Annotated in this window: 18 protein-coding genes; 7 read left to right on the forward strand and 11 right to left on the reverse strand. The window is 36.5% G+C overall.

Annotation, left to right across the window (positions count from 1 at the left end):
- Positions 1 to 336: 336 nt before the first annotated feature.
- From R7127_RS24135 to R7127_RS24165, 7 genes are all read right to left on the reverse strand, one after another.
- The gene (locus tag R7127_RS24135) at positions 337 to 1590 is read right to left on the reverse strand and encodes an HD-GYP domain-containing protein (protein ID WP_005381029.1); all 1254 of its coding nucleotides are present in this window, start codon (positions 1588 to 1590) and stop codon (positions 337 to 339) included.
- 130 nt (positions 1591 to 1720) lie between these two features.
- Positions 1721 to 2719: a LacI family DNA-binding transcriptional regulator gene (locus R7127_RS24140; protein ID WP_033906218.1), complete on the reverse strand. Its 999-nt coding sequence runs from the start codon at positions 2717 to 2719 to the stop codon at positions 1721 to 1723.
- Between the two features lie 105 nt (positions 2720 to 2824).
- Entirely contained in the window at positions 2825 to 3580 is a 756-nt protein-coding gene (chbG, locus tag R7127_RS24145; RefSeq protein WP_033906217.1) for a chitin disaccharide deacetylase, read from the reverse strand.
- A gap of 18 nt (positions 3581 to 3598) precedes the next feature.
- On the reverse strand, positions 3599 to 4921 hold the full coding sequence (locus R7127_RS24150) for a 6-phospho-beta-glucosidase (protein WP_033906216.1): 1323 nt from the start codon (positions 4919 to 4921) through the stop codon (positions 3599 to 3601).
- A gap of 12 nt (positions 4922 to 4933) precedes the next feature.
- Complete coding sequence (locus R7127_RS24155; protein WP_031777269.1) at positions 4934 to 5245, reverse strand: PTS lactose/cellobiose transporter subunit IIA; 312 nt, start codon at positions 5243 to 5245, stop codon at positions 4934 to 4936.
- 51 nt (positions 5246 to 5296) lie between these two features.
- On the reverse strand, positions 5297 to 6631 hold the full coding sequence (locus R7127_RS24160; RefSeq protein WP_005381064.1) for a PTS sugar transporter subunit IIC: 1335 nt from the start codon (positions 6629 to 6631) through the stop codon (positions 5297 to 5299).
- An 87-nt stretch (positions 6632 to 6718) separates the two neighbouring features.
- Positions 6719 to 7024: a PTS sugar transporter subunit IIB gene (locus R7127_RS24165; protein WP_025767645.1), complete on the reverse strand. Its 306-nt coding sequence runs from the start codon at positions 7022 to 7024 to the stop codon at positions 6719 to 6721.
- A gap of 247 nt (positions 7025 to 7271) precedes the next feature.
- On the opposite strand from R7127_RS24165, the gene R7127_RS24170 reads away from it, so the two are divergent.
- Together R7127_RS24170 and R7127_RS24175 are read left to right on the forward strand one after the other, a co-directional pair.
- Positions 7272 to 8555: a carbohydrate-binding protein gene (locus tag R7127_RS24170; protein ID WP_033906214.1), complete on the forward strand. Its 1284-nt coding sequence runs from the start codon at positions 7272 to 7274 to the stop codon at positions 8553 to 8555.
- A gap of 394 nt (positions 8556 to 8949) precedes the next feature.
- Positions 8950 to 10128: a tyrosine-type recombinase/integrase gene (locus R7127_RS24175; RefSeq protein ID WP_318148599.1), complete on the forward strand. Its 1179-nt coding sequence runs from the start codon at positions 8950 to 8952 to the stop codon at positions 10126 to 10128.
- Positions 10129 to 10460: 332 nt separating this feature from the next.
- Here R7127_RS24175 and mobV read toward each other — a convergent pair whose 3' ends face one another.
- The 4 genes from mobV to R7127_RS24195 all read right to left on the reverse strand — a co-directional run bounded on the left by mobV (position 10461) and on the right by R7127_RS24195 (position 14165).
- Complete coding sequence (mobV, locus tag R7127_RS24180; protein ID WP_318148600.1) at positions 10461 to 11327, reverse strand: MobV family relaxase; 867 nt, start codon at positions 11325 to 11327, stop codon at positions 10461 to 10463.
- Positions 11328 to 11330: 3 nt separating this feature from the next.
- Complete coding sequence (locus tag R7127_RS24185) at positions 11331 to 11567, reverse strand: hypothetical protein (RefSeq protein ID WP_318148601.1); 237 nt, start codon at positions 11565 to 11567, stop codon at positions 11331 to 11333.
- Positions 11568 to 11778: 211 nt separating this feature from the next.
- On the reverse strand, positions 11779 to 12459 hold the full coding sequence (locus tag R7127_RS24190; RefSeq protein ID WP_318148602.1) for a hypothetical protein: 681 nt from the start codon (positions 12457 to 12459) through the stop codon (positions 11779 to 11781).
- 398 nt (positions 12460 to 12857) lie between these two features.
- A complete protein-coding gene (locus tag R7127_RS24195; protein WP_318148603.1) occupies positions 12858 to 14165 on the reverse strand; it encodes a hypothetical protein in 1308 nt (435 codons plus the stop codon).
- A gap of 136 nt (positions 14166 to 14301) precedes the next feature.
- Here R7127_RS24195 and R7127_RS24200 point away from each other — a divergent pair, with 136 nt between their 5' ends.
- The 5 genes from R7127_RS24200 to R7127_RS24220 all read left to right on the forward strand — a co-directional run bounded on the left by R7127_RS24200 (position 14302) and on the right by R7127_RS24220 (position 18425).
- Entirely contained in the window at positions 14302 to 14589 is a 288-nt protein-coding gene (locus R7127_RS24200; protein ID WP_267406015.1) for a hypothetical protein, read from the forward strand.
- A gap of 165 nt (positions 14590 to 14754) precedes the next feature.
- Complete coding sequence (locus tag R7127_RS24205; protein WP_267406013.1) at positions 14755 to 14910, forward strand: hypothetical protein; 156 nt, start codon at positions 14755 to 14757, stop codon at positions 14908 to 14910.
- A gap of 348 nt (positions 14911 to 15258) precedes the next feature.
- Positions 15259 to 16908 carry a hypothetical protein gene (locus tag R7127_RS24210; RefSeq protein ID WP_318148604.1) on the forward strand — a complete coding sequence of 550 codons (1650 nt, stop codon included), beginning with the start codon at positions 15259 to 15261 and terminating at the stop codon, positions 16906 to 16908.
- Positions 16909 to 17217: a DUF2523 family protein gene (locus tag R7127_RS24215; protein ID WP_285373080.1), complete on the forward strand. Its 309-nt coding sequence runs from the start codon at positions 16909 to 16911 to the stop codon at positions 17215 to 17217. It abuts the gene before it with no gap.
- 5 nt (positions 17218 to 17222) lie between these two features.
- Positions 17223 to 18425 (forward strand): zonular occludens toxin domain-containing protein, encoded by a 1203-nt coding sequence (locus tag R7127_RS24220; RefSeq protein ID WP_318148605.1) that lies wholly within the window; start codon positions 17223 to 17225, stop codon positions 18423 to 18425.
- Positions 18426 to 18465: the final 40 nt, after the last annotated feature.

Consider the following 18465-nt stretch of genomic DNA (forward strand, 5'->3'; position numbering starts at 1 on the left):
ACACAGATTGATAGGTCTATATTGTTAAAGAGCTTGCTTTGCGAGAAGTTTTTCTCTCAAAGCGGAGGTGCATTCTAGCGATTTAGTTGTTAGTGTCAAACACTTTTTTAAACTAATTTTTTGTAGAAGCTTTTTACCTCTTCGACCTTGCTAAAGCCTTGTGGCGTCTGCCGTGTCGATGGATGCGCATTATAGGGAGAAGATTTTCTTTGGCAATACTAAAAATGCATTTTTTCTAAAAAAACATGCCAAATGGATACTTTCCATCCAACCCTAAAATTACCCAGAAATAACACTCAGGATTTATACAATTTACCCACAAAAAGCTGTGGATAACTACTCATCACTATCAAAGAAATAAGAAATACGCGAACGCGGATTTAGATACTCTTTTACTTTATCCGGTAATTTTGACGGATGAATCGCGTTAACTATCTTTATATCTTTTGAGGCAAGATCAATGATTGGCGCTTGCGTCCTTGGTACTGATGGATCGTAAACCAAGACATTCGGGAATAATAAATGCGATGCATTCACTGAGATAACCAGGCCGACCATATTATTAGAAAGCTGAACTACGGTACCCGGAGGAAACACGCCCATAAACTTAATTAGGATGTTCAGGTTCTCTTCTTTATATAGGTGTTTACAGTTCTTATATAAATGAGAGAGTGCGGTATAAGGAATCTTTTGATCTGAGACTATCGGTGTATGACACAAGTTATCAAACGCATTGGCTACAGCAATAATTTGAGCAAACTCGTTGATCTCATCTCCTTTCAGGCCTTTAGGATAACCAGACCCATCTCTTAGCTCATGGTGCTGCGCGATCACAATTCTCGCGACTTCGGGAAAAGCCTCGATTTGACTCGCAAGATCGACGCCATATTTAGTGTGCAACTTTAAGTAGTTGGTTTCTGGCTCTGTTAGAGGTAGTTGCTTTCTTAATATTGCAGTCGGGATTTTTATTTTCCCGATATCATGGAATAGTGCGGAGAAGGAAAGCTCTTTCAACTGTGCTGCTGAGTACCCTTTAGCACGGCCAATCATCATCGAGATAACAGCCACGTTCAATGAGTGGAAATAAATATCTTCAAACTCATTTTTTCCGTTCATCAGATGTAACGTAACATTATCATCGCACATTAACTTCTCGACGATATCTTCAATAAGAAGCTTTGCTTCATCAACTGCTGCTGTCGGACGGTTACGGATTTTAGTCATGACTGAACGCATACGTGCCAGAGAGCGCTCAAACTCTTTTTCACACTGAATCACGCGTCGACGGTATGCACTTAACTTTTCTATGCGGTTCTGTTTTTCTTGCCACATTTTTTGAGTTTCATGATCTAACGACGCTTCATTTGTTACTCTGTCAGCTTGTCTTTGATCAACAGGGAGTGGAACGGCATCGCTTTGCTCTGGATTAAAGTAAACGAACTTTACGCCGAGGTGGCGGATCATCTCGACTTGCTCTTGGTCTTTAATCTTAAAGCTATTGAGTAGAAAGGGGTGATCGTTCCACTTTAGCGGAAGACGGATATGTAATCCGGGTTGAATACGATCGACCGTTAGTTTAATGGCTGCCACTTATTCACTACTGATTTATATTTCTTAAGAGAGTTAGAATACTAGTAAATTTTGTGAATAAATTCATCAGTAACTAGCAAAACATCAAACCGTTATTTCTAAGCGACTCACTTAATTAGATAGAAGTAAGCTACTTTAAGGAGCGATCTGCTTTGCGTATTTTAAGCTTGGCCTCGAACACTGGCTTGTCTATTACTTCTTGCTCTTTGACTAGCCCCATTAACGTTTGTACCGCTACACGGGCCATGTCACTGATAGGAAAGTGCACTGCTGATACTGTAGGGTAAAGACTTTCACAAAGATCAACACTGTCAAAGCTAGTTAATGAGATTTGCTCTGGTACAGAAATACTGTGCTCGTGTAAGTACTGCATTGCGCCAACCGTCATTTCTTCACTGCACGAAAAGACAGCCGTCACATCAGGGTGTCGTTGTAAAATTGCAGCCATTGCATCATAACCACTTTGCCGACCATAATTCCCTTCTTCACACCAGCTTTCATCAATATCTATACCAGCATCCTTCATTGCATCAATATACCCAAGCTTTCTCAATACACTGTTATGACGTTGGGATGGACCGGTAATACAAGCAATCTTTCGATGACCACCAGCTAAAAGGTGCTCAACGGCAATACGGCTTGCATGATGATGGTTAAAGGTAACACAACGCTCTTCTATTCCTTCCACGTAGCGATCCAGGAGAACGAAAGGTGTTGGTTGTTTAGCTAATTCACGTAAGTCATCATCTGACAAATAACGACTATGAAGTACATAGCCGTCACAACGTAAATCATTAAAACGCTGAATTGCCTCTTTTTCACCTTGTGCAGAATGATGGCCTTGAGCTGTAATCAAAAACTTCTTATGAATATCCAGCTCGGTTTGAACCTGCTCCATCATCTCGCCAAAGAAGCCCCCCGTATAGTAAGTCACCAATAACCCAACCATATTACTGGATGAGGTTGCGAGTGAACGAGCAATTGCACTGGGACGATAATTCAGTTGCGCCATAGCTTGCTCTACTTTTTTTCGAGTTTCTTCGCGAAACTTCCCCTCCCCATTAATGATTCGAGAAACGGTAGAGCGATTTACACCGGCGAGTTCGGCGACATCTTTAATCCTTGCCATAATGCTATTGGGTCCAACTGCAATTGTTATTAAATATCCGTTTGTGTAGAACGGCTGCCAGCAATTCGTAAGGTGCTTATAGGGGGCGAAGCTGGCAGCCTTTAATCATACACCGACCATTTGATTGGTAGAAACGAGCTCAGAGTAATCCGTGACAGCTATACCATGATGAGCTAACTGTTCTTTTAAAATGGGAGAGGTAAGAACTTGTAACTCTAGCTCTCGCTGAAGCGCATAGCCACTCTTTAAGATAAGCGCCTGATCGGCCTCTGCCGGGTGGCACATCACCTCAACCAAGTCATAGTCAGCTTTTAAGCTCAATAAATGTGTCATTAAACCATCCAAGCTCACTTTTTGGTCATAAAACTCATCAGTAAAGATATACCTGATTGTCATCGATTCTTGACACAAGCCAGTGCCCCGCAGTGGCACTCGGTATTCATTCGCTACTTCTTTAATAACGGGCAAAATTTGAGGGTGAGTATGCGCGTGATGATGGCTATCTAAGTGGCTTAGCTCTAACCCAAGCGATAAAAAATGTTCCACCTGAGCTTTTGCTTCATCATAAACGACCTGAGTTTCGAAGTCCTGCTTACTCCAAAGTTCGTCATAGTTGATAAAGTGCGATCGGCCGTTGGTCAAGTTAGGATGCTTCGTTATAGGCACACCTGCTGTAAACCTAAGATGAACGCCAGTTTTCAAGTCTGGATTATGGCGAGCTAGTTCTAAGGCATGTTGCTCAGCATCCATACCCACCATCATGGTGGTTGAATGAACCACACCTTGCTGATGAGCTTTAACGATGCCGCTATTTACACCTCTCGTTAAACCAAAATCATCAGCATTAAAAATGACTTTCATCGGCGCCCTTCCTTAGTTTTACAACGTCGTTAGTTTAAATTGAGGTAAATACGGAGCGTTCACCGCCAGAATATCATCCAGGATTGACTTGGCGCGGCCAATGTCAGGCACCAATGGGTTATTGGTTAATGCCATAAGCGCCTTGTTATAATTACCTTCGACAGCAGCTTCTATTGTTAGCTGCTCATACGCTTTAACTTGATGGAGTAATCCTTTGATATTGTTTGACAACTCGCCAACCGCAAGAGGTTTCGCCCCCCAGCTACCAATCACGGCACTACATTCAATCACAGCATCGTCAGGTAGGCCGTTGATCGCTCCATTATTTAAAACGTTAACAACATGAATACTATTACGATTGTTATAAATTGAATCAACTAGGTTCAGTGATGCATCAGAATAATAAGCACCACCCCGCTCCTCTAACTCTTTCGGCTTATGATCGAGGGTAGGATCTTGATAGAGCTTAAATAGCGCATTTTCTGTTTCCATTACCTGCTCAGCACGAGTGCCTTTTTCATCGGCACTTTGTTTCTCTTCAGCAAGCATGGCATCAGTTTGATAGAAGTAGCGATGATAAGGACATGGTATCGCCCCCAGTGCTTTTAGAAATGCCGGATCCCACGGTTCTTCCCAGATATTCTTCATACTGAAGTTGGCACCATCACCGACTTTCTCTAATACCGTTTGAGTAATATCTTCCCCATTGAGCCATGCTTTGTGTACCCACACGAGATGGTTTAACCCAGCAAACTCAAGTTGTAGCTCTTTTGGCTCGCACTCCATCATTTCTGCAATCATCATTTCCATTGAAACGGGCACATTGCATAAACCAATACTCTTTACTTTGGTGTACTTACTGACCGCTTCGGAAACTAAACCCGCTGGGTTGGTGAAATTGAGCATCCATGCGTTTGGAGCCAACTCTTCAATGTCTTTACAGATATCAAGAATGACCGGAATGGTTCGCAGTGCTTTAGCAAAACCACCAGGGCCCGTTGTTTCTTGGCCGATGACGTCGTACTTGATTGGGATTCGCTCATCGTTAGCGCGTGCAGCAAGGCCACCAACACGAAACTGCGTCATCACAAAATCTGCATCTTTTATCGCAGCACGGCGATCGAAACCGGCTTTTATCTCAATTTTTGCGCCGGCTTTATCGACCATTCGCTGAGCCAATCCTTTGATGATCTCAAGCTTCTCAGCTCCTGACTCAATGTCCACAAAATGAATCTTCTTAACGGGTAAATATTCTAAGCGCTTAATAACCCCTTCAACCAATTCCGGGGTATAGCTACTACCACCGCCAATAATGGCAAGTTTGATCGCCTCTCTAGACATTTTCATCCCCCTTTATTTGTTCGAGATTTTTTTGTTCAGTGCGACGATTTCTACAGCCATCTCTTGAGCCAAAATCGTAGTCATTAGGTGATCTTGAGCATGCACCATCACTAACGTCATCGGGACTTTCCCTTCTCCCTGATCTTCTTCAATAAGCTGAGTCTGTATTAAGTGGGCTTTATTAATACACTCTCTTGCTTGAGAGAGCTTCTCATCAGCCGCTTCAAAATCTTGTTCTCGAGATAAACGCAATGCCTCGTAGCTTAAACTTCTGGCTTCACCAGCATTGCAAATGATCTCCATTACAACCAATTCTTGTTCCATCATTTTCTCTCCGAAAATCGGGCCGCGGTAATTGCGGCCCATTAAGCACAGTTAAGCAGTAACGCCTTCGCCTGACGGCTGCGTGTCACCTTTAGTTTCCTTCGTCGTTGGTAGTTCTTGCTCCAACATTTGCTTCTCAAACATTTTGAAGAATGGGAAGTAGATGATTAGATCAAGAATTAATAAACCAATGACGAGCAATACTGGCGCAAAGGTCCAACCGCTACCCCACGAAGCACCTATCAGTGCCGGTGTTGTCCAAGGTGTTGTAGCGACACCCATACCCACAAAGCCGACATGCACAGCAAAGTACGCAATCGTAGCGTTGATGACTGGAGCGAAGACGAACGGGATAAACAAGGTCGGGTTCATCACAACTGGGCTACCGAAGATCACAGGTTCGTTGATTTGGAAAAAGCCAGGCACCGCACTCATTCGACCAATGCTCTTAAGGTGAACAGAACGGCTAAACGACATCAGCATAACAAGAGCAAGTGTTGCACCAGAGCCGCCAATAAAGATGTAAAAATCCCAGAACGGTTGAGTAAATACGTTTGGAATCGGTTCACCTGCAACAAAGGCTTCAATGTTGGCACCAATGTTGGTCAAAAAGATTGGAGAAAGCAGTCCAACAACAATTGCAGCACCATGAATACCCGCAAACCAAAGTAGCTGGCAAAGCAATAAAGCGCCAATAATGGCAGGCAATGAGTTAGACGCACTAATTAGCGGTTTAAAGATAGCCATAACAGCGTCTGGAATCAGCATGTCGTACTGGGTTTGTACGAAAAGGCTAAGTGGATATAAGGTAATGAATATCGCTAAGACTGGTAGCAATACTTCAAATGATCGCGCAATCGCCGGTGGCACCTGCTCTGGCATGCGAATCGTAATATTGTGCTTTTTCATAAAACGGTAGAGCTCCACCGAGAAAAATGCACACATCACTGCGGTGAAGATCCCGGTTCCGCCCATGTGAGACATAGACAACGCGCCATCTTTAGCTGGGGCCGCAATGAGTAAAAAAGACATTAGTGACAATACAGCACTCGTGATCCCATCCATCTTGTAAGCCTTCGCTAAACTATAAGCAACGCCCAGCGAAACAAAAATGGTCATGATCCCCATCGACATGTTGTAGGGCATCATTATGGTATCAAAATGTGTAGTGGCGAAATCGAGCCAAATTCGACCAAAAGTAAAGGTTGTATCTTCGGCAAATGGGGGGAATGCAAAAATCAAAATGAAACTACCGACAATAATAAACGGCATTGCGACAATAAAACCGTCTCTCATTGCGCGAACATGGGGCTGATTCCCCACTTTAGCTGCTATAGGGGCTATATGCTTTTCGACTGCGCCTATAATTGCGTCATAAAGCTTCATAGAATCCATCCTTATTTTAGGCAAAAGAATCCCGCATCAAATATTTATATTTGATGTACAGTTATCTTTTTAATTTAAAACTATAGTTTAGTTAATTAATTCTAATGCTTGCTCTAGTACTTCTTCTCCCTTCATCATTCCATAATGCTGAGGAGAAATAGCATCAATGTTTTTACCATGCTCTTGCGCCGTTTTTCTTAGCTCTTCTAGCTGAAAACGTACTTGAGGCCCGAGAAGACAAACATCGTACTCTTTAATTGCATCTTCAAACGCATTCACTGACATTGCATCAATTTTGCACTCAATTCCTTTATTTTCAGCAGCTTGCTCCATTTTCTTAACAAGCATACTGGTGGACATCCCTGCGCTACAGCATAAAAGGATCTTTTTCATAGCCTTACTCCCGTTGTGTAAATTTCAACCTGTAAAAACTGTAGCAAAAATAACCAAGACAAAAAAGCGCAACCGGTTGCATTATTCGTGAACACAATCCCAATTTAGAAAATACCACCTATTTTTTTGTAATTATTTAGGTCTAGGATAAAAGTCATAAAATAATTTAAGACATCACATTAAGTTTCAAATTATCAATATTTTACTACTGACAACGTCGTTATTAATTTCTTAAAAGGAATAGAGAATGAAATTTAATAAATTGGCTATTGCAACGCTTGTAAGTGCCGCACTATCACAACACTCATTTGCTCAAACCGACTCTAAAGGCACCATTTATCTAACGTTTGATGATGGACCAATCAATGCATCTATTGACGTTATTCAAGTACTTAACCAGGAAGATATCAAAGCGACGTTTTACTTTAATGCTTGGCATTTAGATGGAATTGGTGATGAAAATGAAGACCGTTCCCTAGAAGCCTTAAAGCTCGCATTAGACACTGGTCATATTGTTGCGAACCACAGTTACGATCACATGGTGCACAACTGCGTGGATGAGTTTGGACCGAACAGTGCTGCGGAGTGTAATGCGACCGGGGACCACCAGCTTAACTCGTATCAAGACCCTGTTTACGATGCCTCAATGTTTACGGAAAACTTATCTGTGTTAGCAAAGTATTTGCCGAACATTACAAGCTACCCGAACTACAAGGCAACAGAGTTTGCTAGACTGCCCTACACCAACGGTTGGCGCGTGACGAAAGACTTCAAAGCAGATGGGTTATGTGCCACGTCTGATGACCTGAAACCTTGGGAACCAGGATATGTATGCGATACATCCAACCCATCCAACAGTGTAAAAGCAGCTATCGAGGTTCAAAATATCCTAGCGAATAACGGCTATCAAACTCACGGTTGGGATGTGGACTGGGCACCCGAAAATTGGGGCATTGAAATGCCAGCAAACAGCCTTACAGAAGCAGAAGCATTTCTTGGATATGTGGATTCCGCGTTAAACACTTGTGCACCAACAACGATTAACCCGATCAACTCCAAAGCTCAAGAGTTCCCATGTGGTACACCTTTACACGCAGATAAAGTTATCGTATTAACTCACGAGTTCCTATTTGAAGATGGTAAGCGTGGCATGGGGGCAACGCAAAACCTACCTAAGCTCGCTAAGTTTATACAGTTAGCAAAACAAGCGGGTTATGACTTCGACACAATGGATAACTACACACCGAACTGGCAAGTTGGTCATAACTACGACGCTGGCGATTACGTCTTACACCTAGGTACTGTATACCAGGCTGTAACAAACCATACTGCGCAACAAGATTGGGCACCGTCTCTAACCTCTAGCCTTTGGACAAATGCAGACCCAGCCACTAACTGGACTCAGAATGTTTCCTATAAACAAGGTGATGTGGTGACTTATCAAGGTTTGCGTTATCTAGTTGATGTACCGCACGTGTCCCAAGCAGACTGGACTCCGAACACTCAAAATACCTTGTTCACAGCTCTATAGGCTGTTCCTACTATCACCATGTAGTAGTTTGCGCGAGGCATACCCCTCGCGCTTTTTTTGTTTTGAAGATCCAGATACAACAAAGCCCCGACTTTCATCGAGGCTCTGTCTTAAAATATGGTACCGGTGGACGGAGTTGATTGGACTGGCATTCCTGCCGCCACCGCGAAGGCAACGCTAACTTTCTTTTGATATTTACGAACACCTAAAACGACGAAAGGCCGCTATAAAAGCGACCTTTCTAATATGGTACCGGTGGGCGGACTTGAACCGCCACGCCCGAAGGCAACGGATTTTGAAACCGATTCCCCTATAAAATCACATTGATATTTCAAGCACTTATATATAGTATAAAAATACCTATACAACTTTTTATACAACTATGGTCTTTTCTATGTATCAAAAACTCATAAAAGGTCTTGCAGTTTATAGACAAAATCACACTAAAAGCTACTATGTCCGTTTACGTGTCGATGGTCAGGAAATCAAGAGAAGCTTAAAAACTTCTGATCTTGATGAAGCTATATCAAAAGCTTGGTCGTTGAAGTTCGAGACAGAAGGAATGGTAAAAGCAGGATTGAGTATTATGCCTAATAAAAAAAATTACATTGAAACGGCTTGCAATGCCGTAATTGAACAACTTGAAAAAAGAAAACCGCAAAAACCAATTTATAAAGATTATATCTATATCTATAAGAACTTTATAATTCCACACTTTTACAAAAAAGAGATTGATGATTTAACGACTAAAAACATTCGTCTTTATTTTGAAAACAATGAGTTTTCAAAAACAAGAAAAACAATAAATAAAACTTGTTTTACTATGCTCTTTAACTATTTAGAAGAAGAAGATTTATTAAAAAAGAAAGATTTTCCTTCTCTTCCTAAACAGATTAAAACGACACAAAACAAAATCGGTCATGACATTCTTGAAGATGATTTAAACGAAATTCGTGAATATATCAATTCCGAAGATTTTTTAAATCCTGAACGCGCTAATTTTAAGACTAAGGAATATCGCTTATTATTTCCCCACTATTTTGAGTTTTTATTAAATACAGGTATAAGGACAGGGGAAGAAATAGAAAATCTAAGGTTTAGTGATTTAACAACGCATAACAAGCTTTTTTATGCAAAAGTGAGAAAAGGCAAGACGAAAGAACATGGACAACGTGATATTTTAATCAATCAAAAAGCAATGAATGCTTTGCTTTCATTCGTTGAAATAACTAAAAATCAAAAAATCACTGAAAATCAATTAAAGACCATCAAAGATGATTTCATTTTTAGACCTTCTTTTTTAACGGGTCAAAGTCAGTTCGGAAAGTTATTCTCTCGAATTGTAAAACATCTTATTGAACAAGGTAAGATAAAAAAAGAATATACGCTTTATGCCTGTCGCCACACGTATATCACAAAGGCTTTATTGCATGATGATAGAGATATGTATCTCATAGCTAAACAGGTTGGGAATAGCTTGGAGATGATTCAGAAACATTATGACCATGTGATGTTGAAAGATACTAAAAACATTGATTCTTTATCAGGTAAAAAAAGACCTGTTCGTTTTTGATTTTAACGCCTTGCAGTTCTTAAAATAAGGGTGTACCCTAAAAATTATTTTCACGTTTTTACTTGACAATGTTTTTTCGTTGCACCCCTAAAAAAAGCCTATTTTAAGGCATTTTTCATTTTTCAAATTGTATTTTTTGGTTAATTTTTCGGTGTTTTAAAAAAAAGTTTTTGAAAAAAATAATTTTAACAATATTTTTACATATTAAAAAACTTGTATTTTAAGCCATTTTTAACAATTTCATTTTTTAAAATCTGAGCGATTTTTCACAAAAAAAACTCTACTTTTTAAAATCCATTTTGAGAATGTAAAAAAAACCCTTTCGGGCTTTTTTAAATTGAAGGTCTATTTTTTCTTTTTTTCTTGTTTAACTCCTTTGGCACGTCTGGATTATTATGTATAGTTAATTCAGGGAGTTCGTAAGGGTCAGAACTTTGTTCTTTTTTTGTCCTTTTCAATTTTGTTATAAACTTTTTAAGTTTATTAACTAATTTTTTAAGTGCTGAAATCTCTTCTTGTTGCACTTTTATTTGGTTTTCTAATTTTTTAATTTGATTTGATAAAGCAAAATTATTATCTTGTTCGTCCATCAATTTATTTTCGAGCTTTACAACTTCTTCTTTGTAGTTTTTTTGTTCGTTAATTTCTGTATAAAACTCTTTAATGTCTTTATGCTTTGCTTTGCTTCCCTCTTTATAAGTGAAAGTTTTACCAAGCGTTTTATTCATAACTTCACAATAGCTCTTTTGAAATCCTTTAAGAGTTATTTTGTTGAACATGTCTCTTGCGCTTAGTCTTCCATCATCGGTTAAAGGTATTATGTGCGCGTGAATATGCGGATTCGATTCATCTAAATGCAAATCAACACTAATTACATTATTACCGAAATTCTCTTTTAAAAAAGTAACTGCTGCTTTTGTAAACTCTGTAACTTTTTTTTGATCTTCATCTTCAAAAAAGTATTCTGGTGATAATGTTAGTAATGCTTCTACGGACAAAACAGAGTTTTTTCTTGGCTTAATTCCGTTTTTTTGAAGTCTTTCTTTTACAGTTTTAACAAGATTTTTAGAGCCAAAGATATGGATGTTTTTAACATCTGGATTCGCATTTGGCGTATCTAAATATCTGTTTATGTGAGCATTCGATAGGTTTAAATGCTCAAAGGTTTTAATTTTTTCAAATCTAAGTATCGTTTTCATTTTTTATCTCTCCAATCTTTTAATGTCGTTTAAAATTTCTTTTCTTCTGTTTGTATGTTTGATCAATCTGTCTTCCAAAAAAGCTATTTGCTGATCTGAATCAAATATACTTTCAGGCCAATCGCCTAAATCCAATTTGGCTTTTTCGGATTCAATTAAAAAACAAGTTGCTTGAATGTTCTCTTCATTGCTTTTTAATTCTTTTTTTAATTTCTCTAACATGATTATTTTTACGCTCATTTTCTCTTCCTTTTTCTTTTCTCAGGTTATGCCGCTTGCGGCGTATTTTAGCCCCGCAGGGCTCACACAAACCGTAGGCTTTGTATAGTGAGTATACAAATCAAGATTTGTTTGTATGTACCTACATTTGAACATCTATTTATTATTAGTCAAATTATGCAAATAAAAAAAAGACGCTTGCGCGCCTCTTTCTTAATTGCCTTTTTATTATTTAAAAGAAAATATTATCATCAAAATCATTGGAATTATTTTCTTTTTTAACGACAAAATTATAATGTAGGTTGCTTTTTGGCTCTCTCGGCTTTGGAAAGATATATTCACAATCATTCTTTATATTTAAGCTTTTAAATATGTTTTTAATAGCTCTTATTTGGTCTTTTCTTGCTTGGTTTTTAGATATGTTTAAAAAGTTAATTGCAAAATAAAATGGTATTTTGTAGGTTCCAAAAAAAGCTATTTGCAAATGCATTTTGATTTGATTGATAGATTTGTAGCTCATAATATCTTTTATCATTACATAACCACATTTAGAAACATTCATTTCAATAACATACATCTTTTTCAATTCGAACTCTATCGCGTCTTTTGTTGCGATTATTTTTTCAAAATAGGGATGTTCAATTTCATTTGTTAATTTTGCAAAATCACTTTTTGATAGCTTTATTTTTTCAAATAAACTTCCTTTACTTCTTAAATCTTCCAATTCTATCCTAAACTTCATAATCAAAGATTTGTGCTTGTTTGTTGCGTTTATCATATTTGCATAAGCAAGCATTGATAACATTATTTTGAATTGTAGAACGTTTAAGTTTGAATATAGTTCATTTTGTTTAGCGTTTGCGTTTTTGAAACAATCTTGGTGAAGTCTTGCGAACATATTATTTTTAAGCATTTTAGTTCTCCTTTTTTATTTGCTTAATTATGTCTTACCATGCCATTTTATATTGTCAAGCCCTAACACTCCCCCCCTTATCTTGCCTTATTACTCCCCCCCTTTATAAATGCCTTATTTTACCCCCCCTATTAATAAATATAATTTAATAAAATATTTATTTAATAATAAGTGGCATTAAAAAAATACCACGCGACATGCTGTCGCAAAAAAGCCGCTCATTACATTCGCTAAAAGCGGCAAAGCCGCAATTTCTGTATTGGCGGATTTGAGCGAAGCGAAAATACGTATAAAACAACCCTTAAAGCTATTTTAATCGCCCGTATTGCCATTATTTTCGAAGATGCTATAAATTAGGCGAAACCGTGCAAGAAGCTCAAATAACGCCTTTTCTGTTATCATTTATATATGTATGATTTAACGCTTGGCTTAATTATTATGAAAATAGCATTCTTAATTAACTCTTCTTTGTTGCTTTGAGTTAATTCTGAAAAAATATTATTTCCATTTGTGTTTTTTGAATAATATATGATCCCTCCAATTACACTTGTTTCACCTGCTTTAAGTCTCACAACACTATTGAAAGTCTGTTGTTCTGTTTGTGGCTGTTTTATCTCTGTTTCGCTATTTGATACGTTTAAAAAGCCTTTTAAGTTACTTTTAAGAACGTCTATTTTTGTGTTTATCATCTTTGAACCACTGTCAAAAAAAGGAAGTATTTTGATTTCTAAACCTGTCTCTGTTGTGTTTGTTGTAAAGCTTGTTTGTGCATAATCTCCATTAGCCGTTGTTTCTGTCTTATCAATGAATGGCGTTGTTTCTGTGGTCTTAAACATCGCTTCTTTGCCACTCAATGTCTTAATGCTTGTACTTTGCAACGTTTCGCTTTCTCCATAGCTGTTAAGAACGTTCATAACTAATGACATGTTTAAATTCTCTGTTTTTAATCCGAACTTTTGATTTTGAAATGAAAACCCTTTTTCTAAAATGTCTGTTGGATTTAGATTTGCTGCGATATTTAAGCTTTCCCAATCAAAGCCATTTCCATTAGATTCTTTTAGCTGCACGTTAACTATACTTAAATCTATGTTAATTAGGCTTGTGTTGTTATTTATATCTAAAACAACATCTTCTATTTTTTTAAACGTCTTAAAATCGCTTTTAAATGAAAATAATCCTGCTGTTTCACTAACAACAAGTTCTTCAATTTCCATCTTTTCTAACTGTTCTTTTACTGCTTCTATTACGTCTTTATCTTGAACGACTTTAATTTTATATGTCGATTTTTCTTTAATATAGATAAAGCTATCTTTTGTTGTAAAAGTTAAATTGGTGTTATTTGCAATTGCATTTATTAAAGATTCAAGTTTTCCACTATATCTATTTATGATGATAGGGCTTTCTAAATCAATTGTAGAATCTACAATCACATTTAAATCATAGTATTCAAATATATCTAACAAATCTTTTATTTTAGCTTCTGTTGTAAAATTAAAAGTTATATCAATATCTTGGATTTTTTCTTTTTCGATTATGTCTACAAGCTTTATTTGAACTTCTTCATAGTCTTTCGAGTTTTCTTTTAAAGAATTTATTTCATTAAACAAAATGTCATTTGCTTTTTGTTCAAATGTATTTTCTGTTATTTGTTGTTGTGAAGCACAACCGCTTAATAATAGTAATGTTGCTAACGCTAATTTTTTCATTTTAATTCTCCTTTGATTTTAAACGCTATATATCAAATAACATTTATTAATTTTTTTTCAATATTGCTCTTGACGTTTTTTATATTCGTGTTATTTCAAATATATGTAAAAACCAAATTAAATATAAGGATTAAATATGAAATTAACTTTTTTTGTAGTTGCCGAAGCAAGGCGCTTAATATCTCGCGAAGTAAAAACAACTAATAACGCTTGGACTGAATATACTTTAAAAGCTGAATTAGAAAACGGTTCTGACGTATTTTTAAAGGTCGGAAGTAAATTATCAACGCCTGAAAATATTTCATTTTTGGAAGGTTTAAAAGGTGAAGTTTTTGAAGCTGAAGTTTATATTTCTGAGAGAGAATCTAACGGCAAACGTTACGTTAATTACTTCTTGCAAACTTTACCAAAAATAGTGGAGTAATAATTCAAATGATTATTGAGATCACGGATTTTTCATCTGCTTATAATGCTGGATTTTTAATGATTATCTTGCCTTATTTAAGTGGCGTGGTGGTCGGTCTTATTCGTTCTGCGATTAAGTCATAAAAATCAAACTTTCATTTTAAATTAAATTAAGGAGAAAAATATGGAAGAAACAATCGAAAAAGTACAACCACTTGATATTGTAGCAAACATTGATTTACAAGGTGTTTCTGCGATGCAAGACAAGATCGTTCTTGTGATGGTTGGTGTGTGTATTACTGGTCTGGTTTACCATATCTTTAAACGCTACGCGAGATAATAACGAAAGTTATTTTCTTATGGGGAAAAGGGGCTTTCGGGTTCCTTTTTTCTTTTTTATAAGGAGAAAAATATGGTTCATTTTTTAAGGATTTTTTCTTTTGTGGATATGTCTGTTGTGACTTACATGAAAGACAAAATAATAATGTTTATGGTTGGCTTAATTATCGTTAATTTAGTTTACCGAGTTTTCAAAAATGCTGTGGAGTAAAAATTATGGTTATGGATTTTTCAACTATCGAAGGAAGCTTTCAAGCGCTTTCAATAGTTCTTTACATTTTATTTGGTGCTTTAAGCGCAATAGCGTTAATAGCTGGTATGCGTACAACTTTTTAACTAAGGAATTAACATGGAGTATTTAAAATTATTGATAAGATTTTATCGAAATGATATTAAAACGACAAGGACTGTTTTATTTTACGGTCTATTCCTAATTTCACTTTTCATTTTCGCGCCACGAGCTCACGCTTATTCTGAATCTGATTATATAGTACATAGTGAAAGTCATTTTGGTCGTATAAGCATGTCTGCATCATTGAATATTTATGAAGTTGGTTCTGCATATTCTAATTTCACTTTTTTTACTAATCAACCTAATCCATCTGATTTTACTTATATTTATACTGTTAATGGTACGACATACAATCGTGGTGAATCTCTTACACCAAAAACTGGTAAGTATACTATCAAGAATTGTTTTGATCGTGGCGCTGAAATACTTCAAATACCCTCTGGCTATACCTTTGAAGGTTCTTATATTTGTGTTCCACCGGACTATGGTTTAAAGCGTGGTGAAGAGCCTGAACAACCTTCTGACGGTATTTTAAGCCCTGAAGCTTTTGATAATTTCATTTGTTCATCTTACGAATCTGAAGGTCTTGCTGATTCTGTTTTTATTGAAAAATCTAAAATAACGCCTTATCACTTTTTTTTAAAAAAATCGGAATACTTGTTAAATAATAAAGAAATAAGAATAGTTTCTTGTAGTGATGAAGCTGGGGAAGAAACTGATTGTACTTATGACCATGTTTTAAAACGTGCTCGAAAGTTAATCCCTAATTTACCTGAAGAGCGTTTTCATGGTTTATCTAATGAGTTTGGAGTTTATTTTAGCTATAACGTTTTTGCTTATTGCAAAATGATTCCGAAGGAAATCTCTGTTGAAGATATAACGGCTGATGAAGTTGATTGTCGTAAAGTTAATTATGTGGGAACTTCCGAAAGTGGTGCTTCTTTACCTCCTATGCCGTTTGAAGAAGATTTTTGCTATGTAAAAACTGATGAGAATGGAGAGCCTGAAATCTCTTTTCGTCAATGGTGTAATGGCGAAACTGGGGAAAATGGTGATTATAAATATTGGACTGATGGAAAAGCTGAGTCTTGTGATGCTCCACCTGAGATAAAAGAAGTTGTTGAAACACCTGAAAAAGTAATAACTACTGTTGAAGATAAAGTTTACGAAACGGAAGCTGATTCTGATGATGTAACAATTACAACAACCACTGAAAAAACAACTGAAGATAAAGAAACTGGTGATATTTCTACAACTCCACCAATAACTATAACAATAACTGTTCCGAAAGGTGATGTAACTGGCGGTGGCAATGGAAATAATAGCGGTGGAAGTTCTGGACCTGATTTAGGGACTGTTATTCCTGTCGGTGGTGGTGTAGAGCCATTTGATTTTTACGAACAAAGCTATAAACCAAACGCCGAAGGAGAAGATCCTCTTTATTGGATTTTCGATAAACATTTTAAGAGTTTAGAGAACTCACCAATCCAAAACTTATTTGGAAATATGAATCCTTTCGGTACTGGAGATTATGATTTTCCTGTTTTCGATATTGATTTGAATGTTAGTGAAGATCTGAACTTTGGACATTATACAATTGATCTTCAAGCTGTTCAGATTGGAGATAAGACAATAAATTTAATAGCAATTTTAAGAAGTGTTATTTTGCTTTTGGTTGCGCTGGCTTGTGTAAGGGAGATATTTTAAATGATACAAGATTTAATTGACAATATAGGACGTTTTTTTGAGCGTTTAATAGCAACGGCTGAACTTTTATTTAAAGACCTTTTCTATTATTTTTTAGATATGGGGATGGGTTTAGCAATACGAACTTTAAATACTATGGCGGAATTGATAACGTTTATTGATTTTGACAAATATTATTCACAACTACCAACGGAAGTTTATAACGCTGCTGGTGCTTTAGGGATTGGCACTGCATTAAATATGGTAATTATGACAATTATTTTTAAAATTGGATTGCGTATGACGCCATTCATCAAATTAGGGAAGTAAAGATTATGGCAATTAATTTAGTGCTTGGCGTGCCAGGTGGGGGAAAAAGTTATTATACGGTTTATAAGTATGTTTTGAGCGCATTAGCGGAAGGTCGAAAAATAGTTACTAACTTACCTTTGAACGTGCCTTATTTGACTGAGATTTTAGAGTATCCGAAAGAGCTCATTGAAATAAGAATGGGAAAGACTGGCTCACCGTATGACGCTTTTCAAACTGCTGATGATATGAAGGACGACTGGCGAAATGAAAAGAATCAAGCGCCACTTGTTATTATTGACGAAGCTCATTTTTGTTTACCAAAAGACAAAAAGAAAAAAGAAGTGTCCGAGATACGCGAATTTTTCTCGACGCATAGACAAGATGGTTATGACATTGTTTTAATAACTCAAACGGACAAAGCTTTGCCTCGTGATATTCTTGATCTAATTGAATATCGTTATAGATTACAAAAAAAGCAAATGTTTAGCATTTTTGGTTTATTTAAAAATAGATACACTTTGACTATTTACGATCAACAAAAAAACATTGTTGGTTCAAAAGTTGAAAGCTATAAAAAACACGTTTTTAAGTGTTATAACTCACACTTATTGTCCAAGGGTGAAGTTATTGAAAGCGATGCTTCAAAAGGTGTTGGATCTATTTGGTTAAAGCCGCAAATGATAATGGCTTATTGCTTCTTGGCTTTCGTGGTTTATAAATTTACTTATGGCGGATTGGATTTAAATATGAGTGAATTGCAAAACTCAAGCCATTTTAAACAACCGCAAGAAAATATTAAAACTTCTGAAATAGAAATGATTAGTTATTCTGATGAAGAAATAATTTCTACAAATACAGATAATAACGTCATTGATTCTGTTGTTTCATCTTCTGTTCAATCTGTACAAACTGTTGAAAAACAGAGTAGCAAAACTGTTATTGAGTATTTATCTCAAAGTCATCCTATGGAAAATAAAGTTTTTCAAATTAGGAGCTGGATTGGTAATACTGGATTTTTAGCGTTGTATGACAAAGATACAAAAGAGATGATTTCGAGAATTAAAACGTCTGACTTGGAAAAGATGGGTTACACTGTTGAGAAATATTCAGAATGTTCTATGAAATTGAGCTTTGAAGATATTAGCTTTTTTGTAGATTGTTCTAATTTTAAAGTTGATAAAAAAAGTGGAACAGAGAATTTTGTTTCGAAGTTTTCAGAGAGTTAAAAAATGAAAAAACGAGAGAGTTTCGAAGAAATCTTCTTCT

It is taken from the genome of Vibrio sp. 1159 (assembly GCF_033340395.1).
Lineage (GTDB): Bacteria > Pseudomonadota > Gammaproteobacteria > Enterobacterales > Vibrionaceae > Vibrio > Vibrio alginolyticus.

What these genes read in the sequence shown, in the direction of transcription:
- R7127_RS24140 (WP_033906218.1), bottom strand. Translation starts at nt 2,719, where the DNA reads ATGGCAAGGATTAAAGATGTCGCCGAACTCGCCGGTGTAAATCGCTCT.
- chbG (WP_033906217.1), bottom strand. Translation starts at nt 3,580, where the DNA reads ATGAAAGTCATTTTTAATGCTGATGATTTTGGTTTAACGAGAGGTGTA.
- R7127_RS24150 (WP_033906216.1), bottom strand. Translation starts at nt 4,921, where the DNA reads ATGTCTAGAGAGGCGATCAAACTTGCCATTATTGGCGGTGGTAGTAGC.
- R7127_RS24155 (WP_031777269.1), bottom strand. Translation starts at nt 5,245, where the DNA reads ATGGAACAAGAATTGGTTGTAATGGAGATCATTTGCAATGCTGGTGAA.
- R7127_RS24160 (WP_005381064.1), bottom strand. Translation starts at nt 6,631, where the DNA reads ATGAAGCTTTATGACGCAATTATAGGCGCAGTCGAAAAGCATATAGCC.
- R7127_RS24165 (WP_025767645.1), bottom strand. Translation starts at nt 7,024, where the DNA reads ATGAAAAAGATCCTTTTATGCTGTAGCGCAGGGATGTCCACCAGTATG.
- R7127_RS24170 (WP_033906214.1), top strand. Translation starts at nt 7,272, where the DNA reads ATGAAATTTAATAAATTGGCTATTGCAACGCTTGTAAGTGCCGCACTA.
- R7127_RS24175 (WP_318148599.1), top strand. Translation starts at nt 8,950, where the DNA reads ATGTATCAAAAACTCATAAAAGGTCTTGCAGTTTATAGACAAAATCAC.
- mobV (WP_318148600.1), bottom strand. Translation starts at nt 11,327, where the DNA reads ATGAAAACGATACTTAGATTTGAAAAAATTAAAACCTTTGAGCATTTA.
- R7127_RS24185 (WP_318148601.1), bottom strand. Translation starts at nt 11,567, where the DNA reads ATGAGCGTAAAAATAATCATGTTAGAGAAATTAAAAAAAGAATTAAAA.
- R7127_RS24190 (WP_318148602.1), bottom strand. Translation starts at nt 12,459, where the DNA reads ATGCTTAAAAATAATATGTTCGCAAGACTTCACCAAGATTGTTTCAAA.
- R7127_RS24195 (WP_318148603.1), bottom strand. Translation starts at nt 14,165, where the DNA reads ATGAAAAAATTAGCGTTAGCAACATTACTATTATTAAGCGGTTGTGCT.
- R7127_RS24200 (WP_267406015.1), top strand. Translation starts at nt 14,302, where the DNA reads ATGAAATTAACTTTTTTTGTAGTTGCCGAAGCAAGGCGCTTAATATCT.
- R7127_RS24205 (WP_267406013.1), top strand. Translation starts at nt 14,755, where the DNA reads ATGGAAGAAACAATCGAAAAAGTACAACCACTTGATATTGTAGCAAAC.
- R7127_RS24210 (WP_318148604.1), top strand. Translation starts at nt 15,259, where the DNA reads ATGGAGTATTTAAAATTATTGATAAGATTTTATCGAAATGATATTAAA.
- R7127_RS24215 (WP_285373080.1), top strand. Translation starts at nt 16,909, where the DNA reads ATGATACAAGATTTAATTGACAATATAGGACGTTTTTTTGAGCGTTTA.
- R7127_RS24220 (WP_318148605.1), top strand. Translation starts at nt 17,223, where the DNA reads ATGGCAATTAATTTAGTGCTTGGCGTGCCAGGTGGGGGAAAAAGTTAT.